Origin of the sequence: Streptomyces sp. NPDC002680, from assembly GCF_042889145.1 — a bacterium.
Lineage (GTDB): Bacteria > Actinomycetota > Actinomycetes > Streptomycetales > Streptomycetaceae > Streptomyces > Streptomyces adonidis.
Genome location: NZ_JBIAQP010000018.1, coordinates 204,188 through 222,527 on the forward strand (window position 1 = coordinate 204,188; position 18,340 = coordinate 222,527).

The following is an 18,340-nucleotide window of genomic DNA, read 5'->3' on the forward strand; positions in this document are numbered from 1 at the left end:
CCGTGGCCGTCAGTGGCCCCGGGCGATCCACTCCTCCAAGTGCGGTGCCTCGGCCCCGATGGTGGTGGGGTCGCCGTGCCCGGTGAGGACCTTCGTCCCGGGCGGGAGGGCGAGCAGGCGGTCCCGGATCGAGTCGATGATCGTCGGGAAGTGGGAGTAGGAGCGGCCGGTGGCGCCCGGGCCGCCGTTGAAGAGGGTGTCGCCGGTGAAGACGGTGGCGAGTCCCGGGTCGTAGAGGCAGACCGCGCCGGGTGCGTGTCCGGGTGTGTGCAGGACCGTCAGGTCGGCGCCGGCGGCCTCGATCACCTGGCCGTCGGCCAGCCAGGCGTCGGGTTCGCGGTCCGGGTGGGTCTGCTTCCACAGCGGCAGGTCGTCGCGGTGCAGCCAGATGGTGGCGCCGGTGAGCGCGGCGAGTGCGGGGGCCGCGTCGATGTGGTCGTTGTGGGCGTGGGTGCAGATGATGGCGGTCAGGCGCCGGTCGCCGACGGCCGCCGCGATGGCGTCGGCGTCATGGGCGGCGTCGATGACGATCGCCTCGTGGTCGTCGCCGACGATCCAGACGTTGTTGTCGACGTCCCAGGTGCCGCCGTCGAGGCTGAACTGCCCAGAGGTGACGAGGCGTTCGATACGCGCGGCCATCACAGCACCACCACGGAACGCAGCACGTCGCCGCCGTGCATCCGCTCGAACGCCTTCTCCACCTCGTCGAGTTGGATGGTCTCCGTCACGAACTTCGCGAGGTCCAGGCGTCCTTGGAGGTGGAGGTCGATGAGCATCGGGAAGTCACGGGAGGGCAGGCAGTCCCCGTACCAGGACGACTTCAGCGAGCCGCCGCGCCCGAAGACGTCGAGCAGCGGGAGTTCGAGCTTCATCTCCGGCGTGGGGACACCCACGAGGACGACGGTCCCGGCGAGGTCGCGGGCGTAGAAGGCCTGCTTGTAGGTCTCCGGGCGGCCGACCGCCTCGATGACGACGTCGGCGCCGAAACCGCCCGTGAGTCCCTGGATCGCCTCGACCGGATCGGTCTCCTTGGAGTTGACCGTGTGCGTGGCGCCCATCGTGCGGGCGGTGGCGAGCTTCCGGTCGTCGATGTCGACGGCGATGATCTTCGCGGCACCGGCCAGGTTGGCGCCCGCGATGGCGGCGTCGCCGACTCCGCCGCAGCCGATGACGGCGACGGTGTCGCCGCGTCCGACGTTGCCGGTGTTGATGGCGGCACCGATGCCGGCCATGACCCCGCACCCGAGCAGCCCGGCGACGGCGGCGGAGACCGACGGGTCGACCTTGGTGCACTGCCCGGCCGCGACGAGGGTCTTCTCGGCGAAGGCACCGATACCGAGGGCCGGGGAGAGTTCCGTCCCGTCGGTGAGGGTCATCTTCTGCTTGGCGTTGTGCGTGTTGAAGCAGTACCACGGGCGCCCGCGCAGGCAGGCGCGACAGTTCCCGCACACGGCACGCCAGTTGAGGATCACGAAGTCACCGGGGGCGACATCGGTGACGCCCTCCCCCACCGACTCCACGATGCCGGCGGCCTCGTGGCCGAGGAGGAAGGGGAATTCGTCGTTGATCCCGCCCTGCTTGTAGTGCAGGTCGGTGTGGCACACCCCGCAGGCCTGGATCTGCACCACGGCCTCGCCCGGACCGGGGTCGGGCACGACGATCGTCTCGACCCGCACCGGTTCGTTCCTGCCCGGTGCGATCACGCCGCGTACTTCCTGCGCCATGGTGCTGAACCCTTCCATCGGCCAATGTTCGGTTCTTCTCTCCGACCCTACGTGCGACTGATCGGTAACGGCACGTCCAGGGTCGAGCCCGGCGCGACCCGGCCCATGGATACCCCCGGGGGTACCTCTGCTACGGTGGTGAATATACCCCCCGGGGTAATTTCACGAGGCTTCCTACGGCTTCACGAGGAAAGGAAAGGGGTGCCGCCATGTACTTCGTCGACCGCATCGAGGTCCCTGGACTGGGCAACCGCGGCTATCTGGCGGGCGGGCCGCACCGGGCCGTGGCGGTCGATCCGCCACGGGACATCGACCGGGTGATCGAGGCCGCCGCCCGACGGGGTGTGCGCGTCACGCACGTCGTCGAGACGCACGTCCACAACGACTACGTCACCGGGGGCCTGGAGCTGGCCCGGATCACCGGGGCCGCGTATCTCGTCCCGGCGGGAGCGCGGGTCGCGTACGACAGGGTGCCGGTGACGGACGGGGACGGCGTGGAGATCGAGGAGGGGCTGGTGCTGCGGGCGCTGGCCACGCCCGGGCACACCCCGCACCACACCGCGTACGTCCTGGAGGAGGCCGGCTCGGCCGTGGCCGTGTTCACCGGCGGTTCGCTGCTGATCGGCACGGTCGGGCGGCCGGACCTGGTCGAGCCGAGGCTCACCGGGGAGCTGGCCCGGGCGCAGTACGACTCGGCGCACCGGCTGGCCGCCGAACTCCCCGACGAGACGGCCGTACTGCCCACGCACGGCTTCGGCAGCTTCTGTTCCGCCGGAACGGCAACCGGCGACGCCACGACCATCGGCCGGGAACGCGTCACGAACGAGGCACTGCTCAAGGACGCCGACACGTTCGTCGCCGAACTGCTCGCCGGGCTGGACGACGTGCCCGCGTACTACGCGCACATGGGCCCGCTGAACTCCGCGGGCCCCGCACCCGTCGACCTGACTCCGCCGGCCCCGGCGGACGCCGAGGAGATCGCGGCGCGGCTGGCCGCCGGGGAGTGGGTGGTGGACCTGCGCAACCGGGTGGCGTTCGCCGAGGGCCATGTCGCCGGGACGCTCAACTTCGAGGCGGAGGGACAGCTCGCCACGTATCTGGCGTGGCTGCTGCCGTGGGGCAAGCCGGTGACACTGCTCGCGGAGTCGGCGTCCCAACTCGCCGATGCCCAGCGGGAGTTGACACGGGTCGGCATCGACCGCCCGGCCGCCGCCTCGACGGGCACCCCGGCCGGGTGGCTGCGCCCGGGTGAGCGACCGCGCACGTTCCCACGCGCCACGTTCGCGGATCTGGCGGGCCAGGAGCGCAATGAGGTCGTGATTCTGGACGTGCGGCGGGACTCCGAGCGTGCGGGTGGTCATATCGCGGGTTCGCTGCACATCCCGCTCCACCAACTGCGCGACCGGCTCACGGAGATACCCGACGGGACGGTGTGGGTGCACTGCGCGGGCGGTATGCGGGCCGGGATCGCCGCCTCACTGCTGGACGCGGCGGGGCGTGTCGTGGTCGCCGTCGACGACGGCTTCGCCGCCGCCCGCGAGGCCGGACTCCCGATGGCCCGGGTCACCCCGGCCGAGGCCCACGAACTCACGGGCGCGGACGGGACCGCCGTACTCCTGGACGTCCGCGAGGCCGAGGAGTGGGCTGCCGGGCACGCCGCCGGCGCGGTGCACGCGCCGCTGTCGTCGCTGACAGCGGGCGCCTCGCTGCCGGGGGCGGCGCAGGGGCACCCACTGATCGCGATCTGCCGCTCCGGCAAGCGCTCCCGACAGGCCGCGGCACTGCTCACGGCACGCGGCGCGGAGGTCTCGGACGTGCTCGGCGGGATGGGGGCGTGGGTGGGGGCGGGTCTGCCGACAGAGACCGGGGGTGGCCTGCCGCCGGAGGCGAACCTGTCGGTGCCGAACGGGAGCGGGACACAGAGCGAGGCAGGTCTCTCAGCAGCGGCCGGAAGCGGGCTGCCGGCCCCGGCGGACCTGTCGGCAGCGACCGCGAGCCGACCGCACACGGCCGCCTCCAGCGACGGCGGACCCGTCGCGTGAGTGCGTTCGTTCTCGCCCTGCTCGCCGGAGCCGTGACCGGTCTCGCGCTGGGGGCGCTCGGCGGCGGCGGCAGCGTGCTGGCCGTGCCCGCGTTGATCTATCTGCTCGGTTTCACCCCGGCCGCGGCCACCACCGCGAGCCTGGCCATCGTCACCGTCACCTCCGCCACCGCGCTGGCCGCGCACGCCCGTGCGAACACCGTCGAGTGGCGGGCCGGAGCCGTGTTCGCGGCGGCGGGGCTGGTGCCCGCGATGCTCGGCGGGGCGGTCAGCGGGTATGTGCCGTCCGCCCTGCTGACCGGCGCGTTCGCGATGATCGCCGGGGTCGCCGCGTACCGCATGCTGCGCCCTTCGGCGTCCGTACAGGAGGGGGCGCCGGTGCGGCCCGTTCAGGTCGCTCAGGCCGGCGCGGGGCTGGGTGCGGTGACCGGGGTGCTGGGGGTGGGCGGCGGTTTTCTCGCCGTACCGGCACTCGTGAACGTCGTGGGGCTGCGGATGCGGGCCGCCGTCGGGACGAGCCTGCTGGTGATCACCGTCAACTCGCTGGCCGCGCTGCTCGCCCGGGCCGGTACGGCGACCCGTGTCGACTGGGCCCTCGTCGCGCCCTTCGCCGGAGCCTCGATCCTCGGCGCGTGGGACGGCAAACGGCTCGCGGGCCGGGTCTCCGGTGGCCGGCTCCAGCGGATCTTCGCCTGGGTGCTGATGGCGGTGGCCCTGTTCATGCTGGCCGACGCGGTGCTGTGACCGTCACCCACATGCCGCGCCGTCCCGACGGGGAGGCCCCGAGAGGCTCTCCCCCGTCCACCGCTCACTCCTCGATCCCCATCACGCCAGCGACAGGAACAGCTTCTCCAGCCGGGCCCGCATCTGCTCCTTCGTCTCGCCGCTCCGCTCGGCCGCCTCCACATCGGTCAGGCACTGCTGCAGTCCCGTCGCGATGATGGCGAAGCCCGCCCGGTCCAGGGCACGCGAGGCGGCGGCGAGCTGGGTGACGACCTCCTCGCAGTCACGGCCCTCCTCGATCATCCGGATCACCCCGGAGATCTGACCCTGCGCCCGGCGCAGCCGATTCAGCACCGACTTCAGCTCATCGCCCTCGAACTGCAGCTCCACAACCACTCCTCCACATACCCCGCTACATACCCTTGGGGGTATTTTACCTCCCCAACGGTCACACCCCACGAAAGGATCCCAGTCACTCATGACCGCTCCCGTCACCCCCGTCGCCCTCGACACCGACCAGGCCCGCACCCGCCTGCCCCAGCTGACCGTCATCGATGTCCGCACCCCGGGCGAGTACGCCTCCGGGCATCTCCCCGGCGCCCTCAACATCCCCCTGGACCACGTCCGGCGCGCGCTGCCCGTCCTCAAGGAGGCGGCGGACCAGGGAGAACTGCTCGTCGTCTGTGCCTCCGGCGCCCGCTCCGAGTCCGCCTGTGCGGTCCTCGCCGAGAACGGTGTCCCGGCCATGACCCTGACCGGCGGCACCCAGGGCTGGCGGGACGGAGGACACGAACTGCACCGCCCGGCGACCAAGGCCCGCGCCGTCTGGTCCATGGAACGTCAGGTCCGCTTCACCGCGGGCACCATCGTCCTCGTGGGCCTCGGACTGGGCCTCCTGCACCCCGCCTGGCAGTTGCTGTCCGCGGGGGTCGCGGGCGGCCTCGTGTTCTCGGCCGTCAGCAACACCTGCGGCATGGCCTACCTGTTGGCCAAACTGCCGCACAACCGGCCACGGCCCGCCGACCTCGACGCCACCCTCACCGCGCTCGCGCAGCGATCCCGGGCACAGGCCGGGTCGGCCGGGCACGCCACCGACGTCAGCGCATGAAGTCCCGTACGGCCCGGGCGAGTTCGGTCTCGTCCAGGCCGTCCGGCCCGTCCGTCCCACCGAGGGCGAGCAGCCGGTGCGGTACGTGGACCAGCGTGCCGGCGACATGATGGGCCGAGGTGCCGCGCGGACAGGGCTCGACCAGCACCACGTCGGCGTGGTCGGCGGCGAGCACGGCGGTGCGCAGTCCGACCTCGTCGAAGGGGCGGACGGTGGCCGCGTAGAGGACGGCGAGATCCAGTCCGGCCGTGGCCCGCAGCACCGGGTCGAGGGTGGCACCCACCGCGAGCACCACGCCGGCACTTCCTTCCCGGACCAGTTCGAAGCCCTCGGTCGCGCCGTGCGGTTCGGCGTTGGACTCGGCGGACACATGGACGTACGCCCGCTCACTCCGGGCCATGGCGGTCGCGACGGCCCGCCGCACCTCGTCCGGGTGGCCCGGGACGTACACGGTCCAGCCGGGACGGGCGGCGAACCGGGCCAGTTCCTCCGGGACACCGAAGCCGACGAGGACCCCGGCGTCCGGGCGGCCCGCGTCGCCTCCCGGGAGCGGCAGGGCGTCGGCGGCGGCGAGCAGCATCTCGGATTGCACGGTGTCCTCCTGGGTAAGAACCTGACGCACAGCGTGAGGAATTCATTAGAAAAGGCGCTTCAGTGCCCGCCTCACACCACTGCGGATTCCCCGGAATTCAACACTCCACTCCGTGTTTTCCGGCCTTTAACAATCACAGATCAATGTGGTTGTTTCTTTGCCCTGCCCAGGCTGTGAGCTGGTGTTGACGCAACGTCATGCCGTGCTTCTCTTGTCCGTGCTCGACAACGGTTGCACGGAACGGGAGGGAAACTCCGATGGCCGAGAGCCCAGCGGACAGCACGACTGATTGCACGGCTGATTGCGCGCTTCGCCCTTTTGTTCATCTGATCGCGGGGCCGACAGGCGTGGGGAAGAGCGCGGCGGCCAACGACCTGGCCCGGGTCACCGGCGCCCCGGTGGTCGTCGCCGACCGGCTCCAGTGCTTCACGGACCTGGCCACCACCAGCGCCCGCGCGGGTGGACAGGCCCCGGGTGTACGGCGGTACTGGCTCGGCGACCGGACCGTCGCCGACGGCGACCTCGGCGCGAAAGCGGCCGCCGAGTCCCTGTTCGACCTGGTGGAGCGGCTGAGCGCCCGCCATCGGTTCGTGATCGTCGAGGGCGGTTCGATCTCCCTGCTGCGCGTGCTGGCCGCGCGCTGCGCCACGCAGCCCTGGGAGCTGTCCGTACGGGTGCTGCCGCTGCCCGCGTACGACGAGTACGTCGAGGCGCTCACCGGCCGGGCGCTGACGATGCTCGCCCCGCCGGCCCCCGACCGCAGCCTTCTGGAGGAGCTGGCCACACTCTGGACCGATCCCCGGCAACGTCGTTTCGCGGCGTCCGTGAACGGTTTCGAGGCCGTTCTGGAATGCTGTGCGAAATATTCACTGGATGTAGAGACCATTCACAAACAGGTGCTGCCTGCTCCGGTGCTGTCACGGATGGCGTCCCTGATCGCCCTGCGCCATGCCGAACACGGCATTCTGCAGAGCCGCGTGTTCACCGAAACTTTCGAGAAACGGGTGCCTGGACCGGTTTTCGATCCCGGCATGCTGGGGCGTGCGGCATGAAAGGAATCGCGAGCATCGATCCCCGGTCGGATTACCTGGTTCCGTTCCCGGAGTCGGCCGCCAAGGACTCGGCGGACATCGGGGACCTGTTCCGGGCCGCCGACGACTTCGGCCATATCGTCGGATCACGGCCGCTCGGCATGTTCTCGCCCCCGTCCATGGCCGCGCTGCGCGAGTTCGTCGCGCTGGCCGGCCCAAGCGGTCTGCCGGTCACCGCCCGGGGCGGCGGCTACTCCGTCTACGGCCAGGGCCAGGCCGAGGGCGGGTACGTCGTCGACCTGAGCGCCCTGAACGAGGTGCGCTGCGCGCCCGCCGCACGGACGGTGACCGCCGGGGCGGGCGCCCGCTGGAGCGAGGTCGTCCGGGCCGCCCTCGCCGAGGGGCTCACCCCGCCCGTGCTCCCCGACCATCTCGGCGGCAGCGTCGGCGGACTGCTGAGCACCGGCGGCCTGGGCGGCTCCAGTCACCTGCACGGCCTCGTCGCCGACCACGTAAGGGAGTTGGACGTCGTCACGGGCGCCGGCGAGGAGGTGACCTGCTCGCGCGAGCGCCACCCCGACCTGTTCGACGCCGTACTGGCGGGCCTCGGCCAGTGCGCGCTGATCGTCCGCGCCACGCTCGACCTGGTCCCCGCGCCCACCCTGGTCCGCCGCTTCCGCCTCTACCACCACACGCCCGGCACCTACTTCGCCGACCAGCGTGCCCTCGCCCGCGACGACCGCTTCAGCCATGTGAGCGGCCAGGCACGGCCCGCGCTCGACGGCGCCTGGGACTACATGATCGAGGCCGTGGCCCCGCACACCGCCCAACTCCCCTGCGACGACACCCTGTTGACCGGCGGCCTCGAACACGACCGGGACACCGAGGAGATCGAGAACCTCTCGTACGAGGAGTTCCTGTGCCGCATGGACCGCGACGAGCGGATCCTGCGCACCACCGGCGAGTGGCAGCGCCCGCACCCCTGGCTCACGCTGCTCCTCCCGGAGGAGGCCGCCGCCGAGTTCGTCCCCACGGTACTGGCCGACCACGCGCAGAGCGGCCTGCGCGCCTGCGGAGTGGTCCAGCTGCGCCCGCTCACCTCACAGGCCCTGCGCGCCCCGCTGCTGCGCCGGCCGCCGGGTGAACTCCTGTGCCTGCTCTCCCTGATGCGCACGGCACCGCCCGGCGCCCCCGAGAACGTACGGGAGGCGGTCGCCGCCAACCGGGCGCTGTACGAGCGGGCGCGCGACCTCGGCGGTGTCCTCCACCCGACCAGCGCGGTGCCGATGACCTCCGGGGACTGGCGGGCCCACTTCGGCCCCGCCTGGGAGACCCTCGCCCGCGCGAAGCACCACTACGACCCGCACTCCGTCCTCACTCGGGGGTACGGACTGTGGCCGTAACCGCCGTAGCTTCCGTGTCCGCCGTCACCGTCTTCTGCGGCGCCTCCCCCGGACACCACCCCGGCCATCAGGAGACCGCCGCCGACCTGGGCCGCGCCCTCGCGGAGGCGGGCCTGCCGCTCGTCTACGGCGGCGCCCGCACCGGCCTCATGGGCACGCTCGCGGACGCCGCGCTGGACGCCGGCGGCAAGGTGACGGGCGTCGTACCGCGCCGGATGCTGCCGTACGAGATCGCACACACCGGTCTCAGCGAGCTGGAGGTGGTGGCGGACATCCATGAACGCAAGGCGCGGATGGCGGAGTTGGGCGACGCGTTCGTGGCGCTGCCGGGCGGGCTCGGTACGGCGGAGGAGCTGCTGGAGGCGCTGGCGTGGGCGCAGCTGCGCATCCACCGCAAGCCGTGTCTCCTGCTCGACCCGTACGGCTTCTACCGTCCGCTGCTGGCGTTCCTGGAACACGCGCGGGACGAGGGCTTCCTGCACCCCGGGGATCTGGAGCGGATCGTGGTGTGTGCGTCGGCCGAGGAGGTGGTCGCCCAACTGACCGCACCATTCGTCCAGTTGTCCAGCGAGGTGGCTGAGGCACGGCCGACTCCCGTACGACGGAGGCTTCCTGGTGGCCGGACCGCGTTCCTGTTCTCGGGCGCCGGGTCGCAGCGGCCGGGGATGGGGCGTGAACTCCACGACGCCTTCCCGGTGTTCGCGGCGGCGCTGGAGGAGGTGTGCGCAGGGCTCGACCCGTATCTGGACGTGCCGCTGCTGGACGTGATGTTCGCCGAGGCCGGTACACGCACGGCCGCGCTGCTGGACCGGATCGCGTTCGGGAATCCGGCGATCTTCGCGCTCCAGGTCGCGCAGTACCGGCTGCTGGAGAGCTGGGGTGTGCGCCCGGACGTGCTGTTCGGGTACTCGGCCGGGCGGATGGCCGCCGCCCATGCCGCCGGAGTGTTCTCGCTGACGGACGGCTGCCGTGCGGTGGGCACGCTGTCGCGGCTCATGGGCGCGCTGCCGAAGGGGGGTGCGATGGCGGCGGTGGAGGCGTCCCCGGAGGAGCTGCGCCCGAGGCCAGGTGTGGTGGTCGCGGCGGTCAACGGGCCCCGGGCGGTGGTGGTTTCGGGCGACCGGGACGCGGTGACGGCCGTACAGGAGGAGTGGGCGGGCCACCGTCGGTGGACACGGACGCTGCGTACCGACGTGGCCGCGCACTCGCCGCACTTCGACCCGCTCCTCGACGAATACCGCCGCACCCTGGAGACGCTGCACCTCCACGCCCCGCGCCTCCCCCTGGTCTCCGACATCACGGCGAAACCGGTCGGCTCCGAGGCCTGTACGCCGGAGTTCTGGGTGCGCGAGCTGCGCGAGCCGGTCCAGTTCGCGGACGCGGTAAGCATGTTGGCGCAGGACGAGGTGACCACGTATCTCGAACTCGGCCCGGGCGAGGTACTGGCCGGCATGCTCGGCGACTGTCTGCCGAACGCGGACACCCCACCCCTCGTCCTCACTACGGCGCTGGACTGGCGGGCGCTGCACGAGGAGCACACGGACAACGGGCAGGAATAGCTGCTTCTCCACTTCCCCGGCGGCCGACGTAGGGTGAAATCTCCCGCCCGTCCGCCCGCCGAGGAGCCCCGTGAGCATCGCAGAGCCGAACGCCGGTCAGCCCGCCTGGCGGCTGCTCCTCGGATACGTACGGCCGCACCGCTGGACCCTGCTGGTGGGCGCCCTGCTCTCGCTGGCCACGGGGGCCGCCGGGCTGGCGCTGCCGTTGGTGGCGCGGGGGCTCATCGACGATCTGTCCCACGACCGGACGATCACCAAGGCCCTGCTGCTGATGTCGGCGCTGGTCGTCGCCAACGCGGCGCTGGGCGCGCTGGGTTCGTATGTACTGCGACGGACCGCCGAGTCGGTGGTGCTGGGGGCGCGGCGGGCGCTGTCCTCCTATCTGCTGCGGCTTCGGATACCGGCCGTGGACCGGACCGAGCCCGGCGATCTGATGGCCCGGGTCACGTCCGACACGACCCTGCTCCGCGAGGTCACCACCGACTCGCTCGTCGGCCTCGGCACCGGCGGGCTCACCCTGATGGCGACGATCGTGATGATGGGCCTGGTGGACCCGGTGCTGCTGGGCGTCACCCTCGCCGTGATCCTGGGCGCGGGGACCGTGCTCGGGGTGATCGTGCCGCGTATCAACAAGGCGAGCCGGCGGGCGCAGGACGCGGTCGGTGTCATGGGCGCCTCGCTGGAACGGGTGCTGGGCGCGCTGCGCACGATCAAGGCCTCCGGCGCCGAGCACCGCGAGGAGCGGAACCTGCACGCGGCGGCCGAGGAGTCGTGGCGGCAGAGTGTGAGCGCCGCCAAGTGGGCTGCTGCGGCGGGCAATACGGCGGGCCTCGCGATGCAGATCGCGTTCATCACGGTGCTCGCGGTCGGCGGCGCGCGGGTCGCGACGGGCGCGGTCGAGGTCGGCACGCTGGTCGCTTTCCTCCTCTACGTCTTCTATCTGATGTCGCCGATCCAGCAGGTCGTCGGAGCGGTCACGCAGTACCAGACGGGTGCCGCGGCCCTCACCCGTATCCAGGAAGCCCTCGCCCTGCCCGCCGAACCGTCGTCGGCCCACCCGGCGCCCCTCCCGGCCGCCGACGCCGAACCGGCGGCGCTCGCCTTCGAGGAGGTGCGCTTCCGCTACGACGACGATCTTCCGTACGTCCATCACGGCGTGACATTCGCCGTGCCGGCCCGGGGCATGACGGCGTTCGTCGGCCCGTCCGGCGCGGGCAAGACGACCGTCTTCTCGCTCATCGAGCGCTTCTACGACCCCGAGTCGGGCGTGATCACGCTCGACGGCCGGAACGCCGCCGACTGGGAGCTGACCGAACTCCGGTCCGCCATCGGCTATGTCGAGCAGGACGCGCCCGTGCTGTCGGGCTCGTTGCGCGACAACCTGCTCCTGGGTAATCCGGAGGCGGACGAGGAGTCGCTCACCCGCGTGGTCAAGACGACCCGCCTCGACGGTCTGGTCGCCCGGCTGCCGCGCGGCCTCGACACCCTGGTCGGGCATCGCGGCACCAAGCTGTCGGGCGGTGAGCGCCAGCGGGTGACCATCGCCCGTGCGCTGCTGCGCCGCCCCAGGCTGCTCCTGCTCGACGAGGCGACCTCGCAGCTGGACGCGGTGAACGAGGCGGCGCTGCGGGACACGGTCGCGGATGTCGCCCGTACGACGACCGTTCTGGTCGTCGCCCACCGGCTGTCGACGGTGACGACGGCGGACCGGATCGTGGTGATGGACGCGGGGCGGGTACGGGCCGTGGGCACCCATCGTGAACTCGTCGCGGGGGACCCGCTGTACGCCGAACTTGCGGCGACGCAGTTCCTGGCGACGACCGACTCCGGCTGAGTCTCAGCTCTCCAGCCTGCGCAGGCGTTCCGAGTCGCAGGTGCGGGGGCAGGTGGAGCAGGCCTCGTCGGGGCGGATCGTGTAGTAGAGGCAGCAGCCGGCACGGGTGCGGGTCGGGTGGCGCTGCCCTGACGTGTCGGTGAGGTGGCGGAAGTCGGCGCCGCCGGGGTACGGGGAGACGGCGGAGGGCAGCAGTTCGGTGGCCGCGCGGATGGCGTCGCCCTCCCGGCCGAGGACGCGCCCGAGGTACCAGATCCCGGAGACGAGGTCGTCGGAGACCAGGCCCCACAGGGCACGCGATCGCCGACGGGCGACCGGGCCGAGCGCGGTGAGCAGCGGGGCCATGTGGTCGGCGACGGCGGCGCGCAGCTCGGTGCGCAGCGCCTCCTCGTGCGGGAGCACCGTGACTCCGGGGAGGGTGGCGGCTGGGTCTCCAGGGAGGCAGGAGAAGGAAGACCCCGGTGTGATCTTGTACTCACCGGTGGCGAGGTCCAGCCGAACGTCCTCCGGCCGGATACGCGGCACCCGGCGCTCCAGGTACCAGACCCCGCTCATCAGCAGGCCGACCGACCAGGCGTAGTCGTGCAGGGCGCGGGACGCGGCGACATGCGGGCGGGCGGTGTGCCCGTAACGCTCCTGGATCCGCGCCGTCTCGGCCTCGACGAAGGCGTCGAGAGCTTCGTGACTGTCCGTCAACTCGGCTCCGGTGACACCCTCTTGAGCGCCCGTCACACCCGGCCTCGCGACCTCCACGCTGAGCACTTCACACATGTCCGTGAGGCGTTGATAGGCGCCGCCGAGCACGCGCGCGGCGGCGGTGGCCGGCGGGGACTCAAGGGCGACGCTCATCGGTACTCCTGCGCAGAGAGGTGCGAGTGGGGTTAGATAGGCAAGGCTTACCTTACTGGCAAGATCGCAAGGCGGTTACCGGGGTGCCCCCATGTCGATGATCAAGGACCATGCACGTCACAGCGCTTCCACAGCTGGTTGAAAAGTAAAGCATGCCTAACCTAAGCTCCCGGCTCGTGACTGCGAACCGTCGGGGCACACCGACCGGTGTGCCCTTCCGTGCCCTGAGGCACATCCCGATCCTTCTCACCGGATTCGGGGCCCTGGCCCTGATCTCCGCGCTGAGCCTCGCCCTCGGCGCGCGCTCGGTGCCCCTGTCGACGGTGACCGACGCGCTGTTCGGCCACGCCCAGGGAAGAGACGCACTCGTGGTGACCGGGCTGCGGCTGCCACGTACGGTGATCGGGCTCGCGGTCGGCGCGGCGCTCGGGGTCGCCGGGGCGGTCGCCCAGGGCATCACCCGCAATCCGCTCGCCTCACCGACCACTCTCGGGATCAACGCGGGTGCCGGTTTCGCGGTGGTGGTCGCGATCTTCGCGCTGAAGCTCAACGACCCTGTCGAATATGTGTGGTTCGCCTTCGCGGGCGCTGCGGGCGCCGCCCTGCTCGCCCAGTCGCTGGCCCGCCGGGCGGGCGACATCGACCCGGTACGGCTCGCGTTGGGCGGCACCGTCCTCCAACTGGTCCTGCTTTCCTGGACGTCGGCGGTGATGCTCCTCAACCAGCGCACCCTGGACGAGGCCCGCTTCTGGCTGGCGGGCTCCCTCTCCGGCCGCACCCTCACCACTCTCTGGCCGGTACTGCCCTCGCTGCTGCTCGGCCTGGTGCTCGCCCTCGCGGTCTCCCCCGCCCTCAACGCCCTTGCCCTGGGCGACGATTCGGCCCAGGCACTCGGCGTCCCGGTGGCCCGGATCCGCCTCGCGGGCGGTATCTCGGTCGTCCTGCTGGCCGGTTCGGCCGTCGCGGTGGCGGGCCCGATCGCGTTCATCGGCCTGGCGGCGCCTCATCTCGTACGTCCGCTGCTGGGTGGCGACCATCGCCTCCTGGTCCCCGGCTGTCTGATCGCCGGTCCCCTGCTCCTGCTCTCGGCCGATGTCCTGGGCCGTCTGGTGATCCGCCCCTCGGAACTGGAGGTCGGCATCGTGACCGCGTTCCTGGGCGCGCCCCTGCTGGCGCTGCTGGCACGGAAGGTGGCCTCATGACCAGCGCCGCCGCATTCGCCCGTACGACGTCCAACTCCCGGCTCCGACTGCGCCGCCGCGTGCTGCTGTACTCCGGCTGCGGCTTCGTCACCCTCTTCGCGCTGCTCACCGTCGCCCTGACCACCGGTGAGATGGGCATGCCGACCGGTACGGCACTGCGGGCGCTGGTCGGGCTCGGGGACTCCGGGGACGTACTGGTCGTGCAGCAGTTCCGGGCGCCGCGCGCCTTCGCGGCGATCGTCGCCGGGGCCGGGCTCGGTGTCGCCGGGTGTGTGCTGCAGCGGCTGTTCCGGAATCCGCTGGCCTCGCCCGATGTCATGGGCGTGACCGGCGGGGCGTCGCTCGGTGCCGTATCCCTCATCGCGGCCGGAGCCTCGCAGACCCTGATCCCTGTCGGCGCGCTGGCCGGAGGGCTGCTCTCGGCACTGCTGCTCGGCGTGTTCGCCTGGCGTTCCGGGGTCGCCGTGACGCGGCTGGTGCTGACCGGGCTCGCCGTGCAGGCGGGCCTCGCCGCCGCCGTGAACCTGCTGATCGTGCGCTTCCCGGCCGAGCTGGCCGGCTCCGCGCTCCAGTGGACCACCGGTTCGGTGTACGGGCGGACGTGGACGGAGGTGTGGGGAGCGGGCGGCGCCATGGTGGCCGCCCTGGCCGTCACGCTCGTACTGCACCGGCGGCTCGCCGTGCTGGACCTCGGGGACGACTCGGCGGGCGCCCTCGGGCTCAGTACCTCCGCCGCCCGGCTCCAACTCCTCTTCGTCGCCGTCGTGTTGGCGTCGCTGGCCGCCGCGCTCGCCGGTCCGGTGACGTTCGTGGCGCTCGCCGTACCGCACATCGTCCGCTTCCTCACCGGCCCGCCGACCGCCGTCTCACTCGCGCTGGCCGGTCTCACCGGTGCCGTACTGCTGCTCGCCTCCGACCTGGTCGTCCAGCATCTGCTGCCCGCCGAGGGGCTGCCGGTCGGGGCGGTCACCGCCACGCTCGGCGCGCCCTGGCTGCTGGTGCTGATGTTCCGTCAGAGCAAGCCCGTTCACAGGAGTCACGCATGACCGCCCGGCCGGACACCGTCAACCAGCTGCGCACCGAGGCCCTCGACCTGCGCTACGGCGACCGGCTCGTCGTCGGCGGGCTCGACCTCATCCTGCCCGGCGGCGCCGTCACCGCGATTGTCGGCCCCAACGCCTGTGGGAAATCAACCCTGTTGAGAGGGCTGAGCAGACTCCTCGCGCCCGCCGCCGGCACCGTCACGCTGGACGGCTCCGACATCCACCGCATGTCCGCGAAGACGCTCGCCCTGCGGATGGGGCTGCTGCCGCAGCAGCCGGTCACCCCGGAGGCGATCACCGTCGAGGCGCTCGTACGGCTCGGCCGGTACCCGCACCAGCGGCTGCTGGCCCCCTGGTCGACGGCCGACCAGCGGGCGGTAGACGAGGCCCTGGAGCGCACCGGCACGACCGCACTGCGCGACCAGCCCGTCGACCGGCTCTCCGGCGGGCAGCGCCAACGCGCCTGGATCGCGCTGGCGTTGGCGCAGGACACCGAGCTGCTCCTGCTCGACGAGCCGACCACCTTCCTCGATCTCCGGCACCAGCTCGACGTACTCGATCTGGTCGCCGCCCTGCACGCCGAGGCGGGCCGCACCGTGGTGATGGTGCTGCACGACCTCGGACAGGCCGCCCGTTACGCCGACCACATGGTGGTCCTCAAGGACGGCCGCCTCGCCGCCGTCGGCGCTCCCGGCGACGTGCTCGACGCGGAGCTGGTCAAGTCCGTGTTCGACGTGGACTGCCGGGTCATACCCGACCCGGAGACCGGCACCCCGCTGGTCATACCCAGAGGCAGCGCGGTGCGGCACTCCGCCGCGACCGCGTGACCCACCCGCACCACCCCAATCGACAGAAAGACCAACCCCCCTCATGCGCACCACCCCTTCCCTGCCCGGATTCGGCCGGTTCGGCCGCCTCGGCAGGCTCATCGCCCTGCTTCTCGCCGTCGTACTCGGCACCGCCGTCCTCGCCGCCTGCGGCAGCGACAACTCCGACGACAAGGGCACGGACACTACGGCGCGGGCCGCCGCCGACACGGCCGGATTCCCGCGCACCCTCAAGACCGTCATGGGCAAGGTGAAGATCCCCGCCAAGCCCAAGCGGGTCGTCGTGCTCGACACCGGCGAGCTGGACGACGTCACCCTCCTCGGCATCGACCCGGTCGGCGCGGTCGCCCCGCACTTCAAGTCCGAGGGCGGCTTCCCGACCTACCTGAAGGGCGAGTTGAGCGGCACGAAGGACGTCGGTCCGCTCCTGGAACCGAACCTCGAACTGATCGCCTCGCTCAAGCCCGATCTGATCCTGTCCTCGAAGGTCCGCCACGAGGCCATCTACAGCAAGCTCAGCGCGATCGCGCCGACCGTCTTCACGGAGACCACCGGCGGCGTCTGGAAGCAGAACCTGAAGGTGCACGCCGAGGCCCTCGGCCTGGAGACCGAGGCCGCCGCCAGGCTCAAGGAGTACGAGACGCGGGCCAAGGCGCTCGGTGCGGCCATCGAGGCGAAGGACAAGGGCACCATGCCGACCGCGTCCGTGGTCCGCTTCATCGCCGGTCCGACCCGCCTCTACCAGTCCAACTCCTACAGCGGTGTCGTCCTGGGCGACATCGGCCTTGTCCGCCCCAAGTCGCAGATCTCGACCGACCCCGAGGTCACGATGAAGGACGTCAGCCCGGAGCAGATCGACCAGGCCGACGCCGACCTGATCTTCGTCACCGCCGCCGACACCGAGGACAAGACGCAGAAGCAGCAGGTCGTCACCAACCCGGTCTGGAAGAGCCTGCCCGCCGTCAAGAACGGCAAGGTCTTCGAGGTCCCGGACGAGATCTGGATGTCCGGCATCGGCGTCCAGGCCGCCGAGCAGATGCTCGCCGACGTGGCCGAGGCCACCGGTGTGCGGCTCCCCAAGGAGTAACTCCCGCTGTACGGGGGCGGGGCGCGCCCTTCTGCACGCGCCCCGCTCCCGGGCCTCCGGCTCGAACCCCCGACCTGGACCCCAACCCCCCACCCGCTAGCGGAAGTTGTTCCACACGTCATGCATCTGTACCTGCTCGCCCTCAACCCCACCGACTCGGTCACCGAGGGCTTCCTGCCCGCCGCCGCCCGACTCGGCCTCGACGTCACCGTGTTGACCGACCAGCCCGACGCGCATCGGGCCATGTACCCGGACGTCGAGATCCTGGAGTGCGACGTCCGTGACTTCCGGGCTGTCGTCACCCGGATCTCCACGCATCACCGGCCCGACGCAGTCTTCAGCAACAGCGACCATCTCCAGACCCAGGCGGCCCTGGCCGCCGACTACTTCGGCCTGCCCGGCAAGGACTGGCGGGCCGCACTGGCCTGCAAGGACAAGGCTGAGATGCGGCGTCGGCTCGCGGTCGCGGGCGTGGACACGGTCTGGTCCGCCGAGCTGACGGAGACCCGTCCGATCGAACCCGTCGCGTCGGCCGCGCCGTATCCGTGTGTCCTCAAGCCGCGTGAGGGAGTGGCGAGCGAGGACGTCGTACTCGTCGCCGACGCACAGGAGTTGGAGAGTCGCGCCAGGGAGATCTTCGCGCGGCGGCCGGGTGCCGTACTGGTCGTCGAGGAGTATCTGCCCGGCGAGCTGTACACCCTGGAGACGCTCGGCGACAGGCACGTCCGACACGTCCTGGGCGGATTCCACACCGACGTGTCGCCGCCCCCGTACTTCATCGAGGAGCGGCTCGTCTTCGTCCCGGCCCACCCCGAGCCGGTCGTCGCGCAGATACTGGCCCAACTCGACGCTCTGGGCGTCGGGTTCGGCGCCTGCCACACCGAGTTCGTCGTGCACGAGGGGCGCGCCCGGATCATCGAGGTCAACTACCGGGCCATCGGCGACCAGGTCGACCTGCTGCTGGCCCGGCTCCTGGAGATCCCGCTCTTCGAGCACATCCTGCGCACCCACCTGGGCGAGCCGCTCCCGGCCGACCTGGGCGTTCGCCGTGACGGCGCGGCCCGTCTGGAGTACCCGTGCGCCGACCGCGCGGGCACGCTGGTCTCCGCTCCCCCGGCCAGCGAACTCACCGTGGACGGCGTACATCTGACATATCGTCCGCTGCGCGCGGTGGGTGAGCGACACGAGCTGTACCGCACCAACCGCGACTACCTGGGCGTCCTGCGGGCCACCGGCACCGACCAGCCGACGGTCGACCGGGTGTCGGCGGAGTTCCTGGCGGCGCGGCGCTGGGAGGTCCAGCCGTGACCGCCGCAC

Annotated in this window: 17 protein-coding genes; 12 read left to right on the forward strand and 5 right to left on the reverse strand. The window is 71.7% G+C overall.

The window, feature by feature from the left end; genetic code table 11:
* Positions 1–9: 9 nt before the first annotated feature.
* Both ACFYXF_RS38595 and ACFYXF_RS38600 read right to left on the reverse strand, forming a co-directional pair.
* Positions 10–639 (reverse strand): MBL fold metallo-hydrolase, encoded by a 630-nt coding sequence (locus ACFYXF_RS38595; protein ID WP_389356646.1) that lies wholly within the window; start codon positions 637–639, stop codon positions 10–12.
* Positions 639–1,724: an S-(hydroxymethyl)mycothiol dehydrogenase gene (locus tag ACFYXF_RS38600; RefSeq protein ID WP_389356705.1), complete on the reverse strand. Its 1,086-nt coding sequence runs from the start codon at positions 1,722–1,724 to the stop codon at positions 639–641. Before ACFYXF_RS38600 ends, ACFYXF_RS38595 begins: the two co-directional genes overlap by 1 nt.
* Positions 1,725–1,933: 209 nt before the next feature.
* Between ACFYXF_RS38600 and ACFYXF_RS38605 the strand changes: the two genes are divergently transcribed.
* Together ACFYXF_RS38605 and ACFYXF_RS38610 are read left to right on the forward strand one after the other, a co-directional pair.
* On the forward strand, positions 1,934–3,766 hold the full coding sequence (locus ACFYXF_RS38605) for a rhodanese-like domain-containing protein (RefSeq protein WP_389356647.1): 1,833 nt from the start codon (positions 1,934–1,936) through the stop codon (positions 3,764–3,766).
* Complete coding sequence (locus tag ACFYXF_RS38610; RefSeq protein ID WP_389356648.1) at positions 3,763–4,509, forward strand: sulfite exporter TauE/SafE family protein; 747 nt, start codon at positions 3,763–3,765, stop codon at positions 4,507–4,509. Before ACFYXF_RS38605 ends, ACFYXF_RS38610 begins: the two co-directional genes overlap by 4 nt.
* Before the next feature lie 81 nt (positions 4,510–4,590).
* Here the strand turns inward: ACFYXF_RS38610 and ACFYXF_RS38615 are convergent, their stop codons facing one another.
* Positions 4,591–4,878, reverse strand: coding sequence for a metal-sensitive transcriptional regulator (locus ACFYXF_RS38615; RefSeq protein ID WP_105973141.1), 288 nt, complete (start codon positions 4,876–4,878; stop codon positions 4,591–4,593).
* Between the two features lie 88 nt (positions 4,879–4,966).
* Between ACFYXF_RS38615 and ACFYXF_RS38620 the strand changes: the two genes are divergently transcribed.
* On the forward strand, positions 4,967–5,596 hold the full coding sequence (locus tag ACFYXF_RS38620; protein ID WP_389356649.1) for a rhodanese-like domain-containing protein: 630 nt from the start codon (positions 4,967–4,969) through the stop codon (positions 5,594–5,596).
* On the opposite strand, the gene ACFYXF_RS38625 is transcribed toward ACFYXF_RS38620, so the two are convergent.
* The gene (locus ACFYXF_RS38625; protein WP_389356650.1) at positions 5,586–6,188 is read right to left on the reverse strand and encodes a transketolase; all 603 of its coding nucleotides are present in this window, start codon (positions 6,186–6,188) and stop codon (positions 5,586–5,588) included. The genes ACFYXF_RS38620 and ACFYXF_RS38625 overlap by 11 nt on opposite strands.
* A 257-nt stretch (positions 6,189–6,445) precedes the next feature.
* Between ACFYXF_RS38625 and ACFYXF_RS38630 the strand changes: the two genes are divergently transcribed.
* From ACFYXF_RS38630 to ACFYXF_RS38645, 4 genes are all read left to right on the forward strand, one after another.
* Complete coding sequence (locus ACFYXF_RS38630) at positions 6,446–7,240, forward strand: isopentenyl transferase family protein (protein ID WP_389356651.1); 795 nt, start codon at positions 6,446–6,448, stop codon at positions 7,238–7,240.
* On the forward strand, positions 7,237–8,622 hold the full coding sequence (locus ACFYXF_RS38635; RefSeq protein ID WP_389356652.1) for an FAD-binding protein: 1,386 nt from the start codon (positions 7,237–7,239) through the stop codon (positions 8,620–8,622). The genes ACFYXF_RS38630 and ACFYXF_RS38635 overlap by 4 nt, the downstream gene beginning before the upstream one ends.
* Positions 8,623–8,636: 14 nt before the next feature.
* Entirely contained in the window at positions 8,637–10,181 is a 1,545-nt protein-coding gene (locus ACFYXF_RS38640) for a TIGR00730 family Rossman fold protein (RefSeq protein WP_389356653.1), read from the forward strand.
* A gap of 70 nt (positions 10,182–10,251) precedes the next feature.
* Entirely contained in the window at positions 10,252–12,015 is a 1,764-nt protein-coding gene (locus ACFYXF_RS38645; protein WP_389356654.1) for an ABC transporter ATP-binding protein, read from the forward strand.
* Positions 12,016–12,018: 3 nt separating this feature from the next.
* On the opposite strand, the gene ACFYXF_RS38650 is transcribed toward ACFYXF_RS38645, so the two are convergent.
* Complete coding sequence (locus tag ACFYXF_RS38650; protein ID WP_389356655.1) at positions 12,019–12,864, reverse strand: (2Fe-2S)-binding protein; 846 nt, start codon at positions 12,862–12,864, stop codon at positions 12,019–12,021.
* A 209-nt stretch (positions 12,865–13,073) separates the two neighbouring features.
* On the opposite strand from ACFYXF_RS38650, the gene ACFYXF_RS38655 reads away from it, so the two are divergent.
* The 5 genes from ACFYXF_RS38655 (at position 13,074) to ACFYXF_RS38675 (ending at position 18,331) form a co-directional block, all read left to right on the forward strand.
* Positions 13,074–14,066: a FecCD family ABC transporter permease gene (locus ACFYXF_RS38655; protein ID WP_389356706.1), complete on the forward strand. Its 993-nt coding sequence runs from the start codon at positions 13,074–13,076 to the stop codon at positions 14,064–14,066.
* A complete protein-coding gene (locus tag ACFYXF_RS38660; RefSeq protein ID WP_389356656.1) occupies positions 14,063–15,112 on the forward strand; it encodes a FecCD family ABC transporter permease in 1,050 nt (349 codons plus the stop codon). Before ACFYXF_RS38655 ends, ACFYXF_RS38660 begins: the two co-directional genes overlap by 4 nt.
* Positions 15,109–15,936, forward strand: a complete 828-nt coding sequence (locus ACFYXF_RS38665; RefSeq protein ID WP_389356657.1) for an ABC transporter ATP-binding protein — start codon at positions 15,109–15,111, stop codon at positions 15,934–15,936. Before ACFYXF_RS38660 ends, ACFYXF_RS38665 begins: the two co-directional genes overlap by 4 nt.
* Positions 15,937–15,979: 43 nt before the next feature.
* Positions 15,980–17,023, forward strand: coding sequence for an ABC transporter substrate-binding protein (locus ACFYXF_RS38670; RefSeq protein WP_389356658.1), 1,044 nt, complete (start codon positions 15,980–15,982; stop codon positions 17,021–17,023).
* Between the two features lie 120 nt (positions 17,024–17,143).
* Positions 17,144–18,331, forward strand: a complete 1,188-nt coding sequence (locus tag ACFYXF_RS38675) for an acetyl-CoA carboxylase biotin carboxylase subunit family protein (RefSeq protein ID WP_389356659.1) — start codon at positions 17,144–17,146, stop codon at positions 18,329–18,331.
* Positions 18,332–18,340: the final 9 nt, after the last annotated feature.

What these genes read in the sequence shown, in the direction of transcription:
- ACFYXF_RS38595 (WP_389356646.1), bottom strand. Translation starts at nt 639, where the DNA reads ATGGCCGCGCGTATCGAACGCCTCGTCACCTCTGGGCAGTTCAGCCTC.
- ACFYXF_RS38600 (WP_389356705.1), bottom strand. Translation starts at nt 1,724, where the DNA reads ATGGCGCAGGAAGTACGCGGCGTGATCGCACCGGGCAGGAACGAACCG.
- ACFYXF_RS38605 (WP_389356647.1), top strand. Translation starts at nt 1,934, where the DNA reads ATGTACTTCGTCGACCGCATCGAGGTCCCTGGACTGGGCAACCGCGGC.
- ACFYXF_RS38620 (WP_389356649.1), top strand. Translation starts at nt 4,967, where the DNA reads ATGACCGCTCCCGTCACCCCCGTCGCCCTCGACACCGACCAGGCCCGC.
- ACFYXF_RS38630 (WP_389356651.1), top strand. Translation starts at nt 6,446, where the DNA reads ATGGCCGAGAGCCCAGCGGACAGCACGACTGATTGCACGGCTGATTGC.
- ACFYXF_RS38635 (WP_389356652.1), top strand. Translation starts at nt 7,237, where the DNA reads ATGAAAGGAATCGCGAGCATCGATCCCCGGTCGGATTACCTGGTTCCG.
- ACFYXF_RS38650 (WP_389356655.1), bottom strand. Translation starts at nt 12,864, where the DNA reads ATGAGCGTCGCCCTTGAGTCCCCGCCGGCCACCGCCGCCGCGCGCGTG.
- ACFYXF_RS38660 (WP_389356656.1), top strand. Translation starts at nt 14,063, where the DNA reads ATGACCAGCGCCGCCGCATTCGCCCGTACGACGTCCAACTCCCGGCTC.
- ACFYXF_RS38665 (WP_389356657.1), top strand. Translation starts at nt 15,109, where the DNA reads ATGACCGCCCGGCCGGACACCGTCAACCAGCTGCGCACCGAGGCCCTC.
- ACFYXF_RS38670 (WP_389356658.1), top strand. Translation starts at nt 15,980, where the DNA reads ATGCGCACCACCCCTTCCCTGCCCGGATTCGGCCGGTTCGGCCGCCTC.
- ACFYXF_RS38675 (WP_389356659.1), top strand. Translation starts at nt 17,144, where the DNA reads ATGCATCTGTACCTGCTCGCCCTCAACCCCACCGACTCGGTCACCGAG.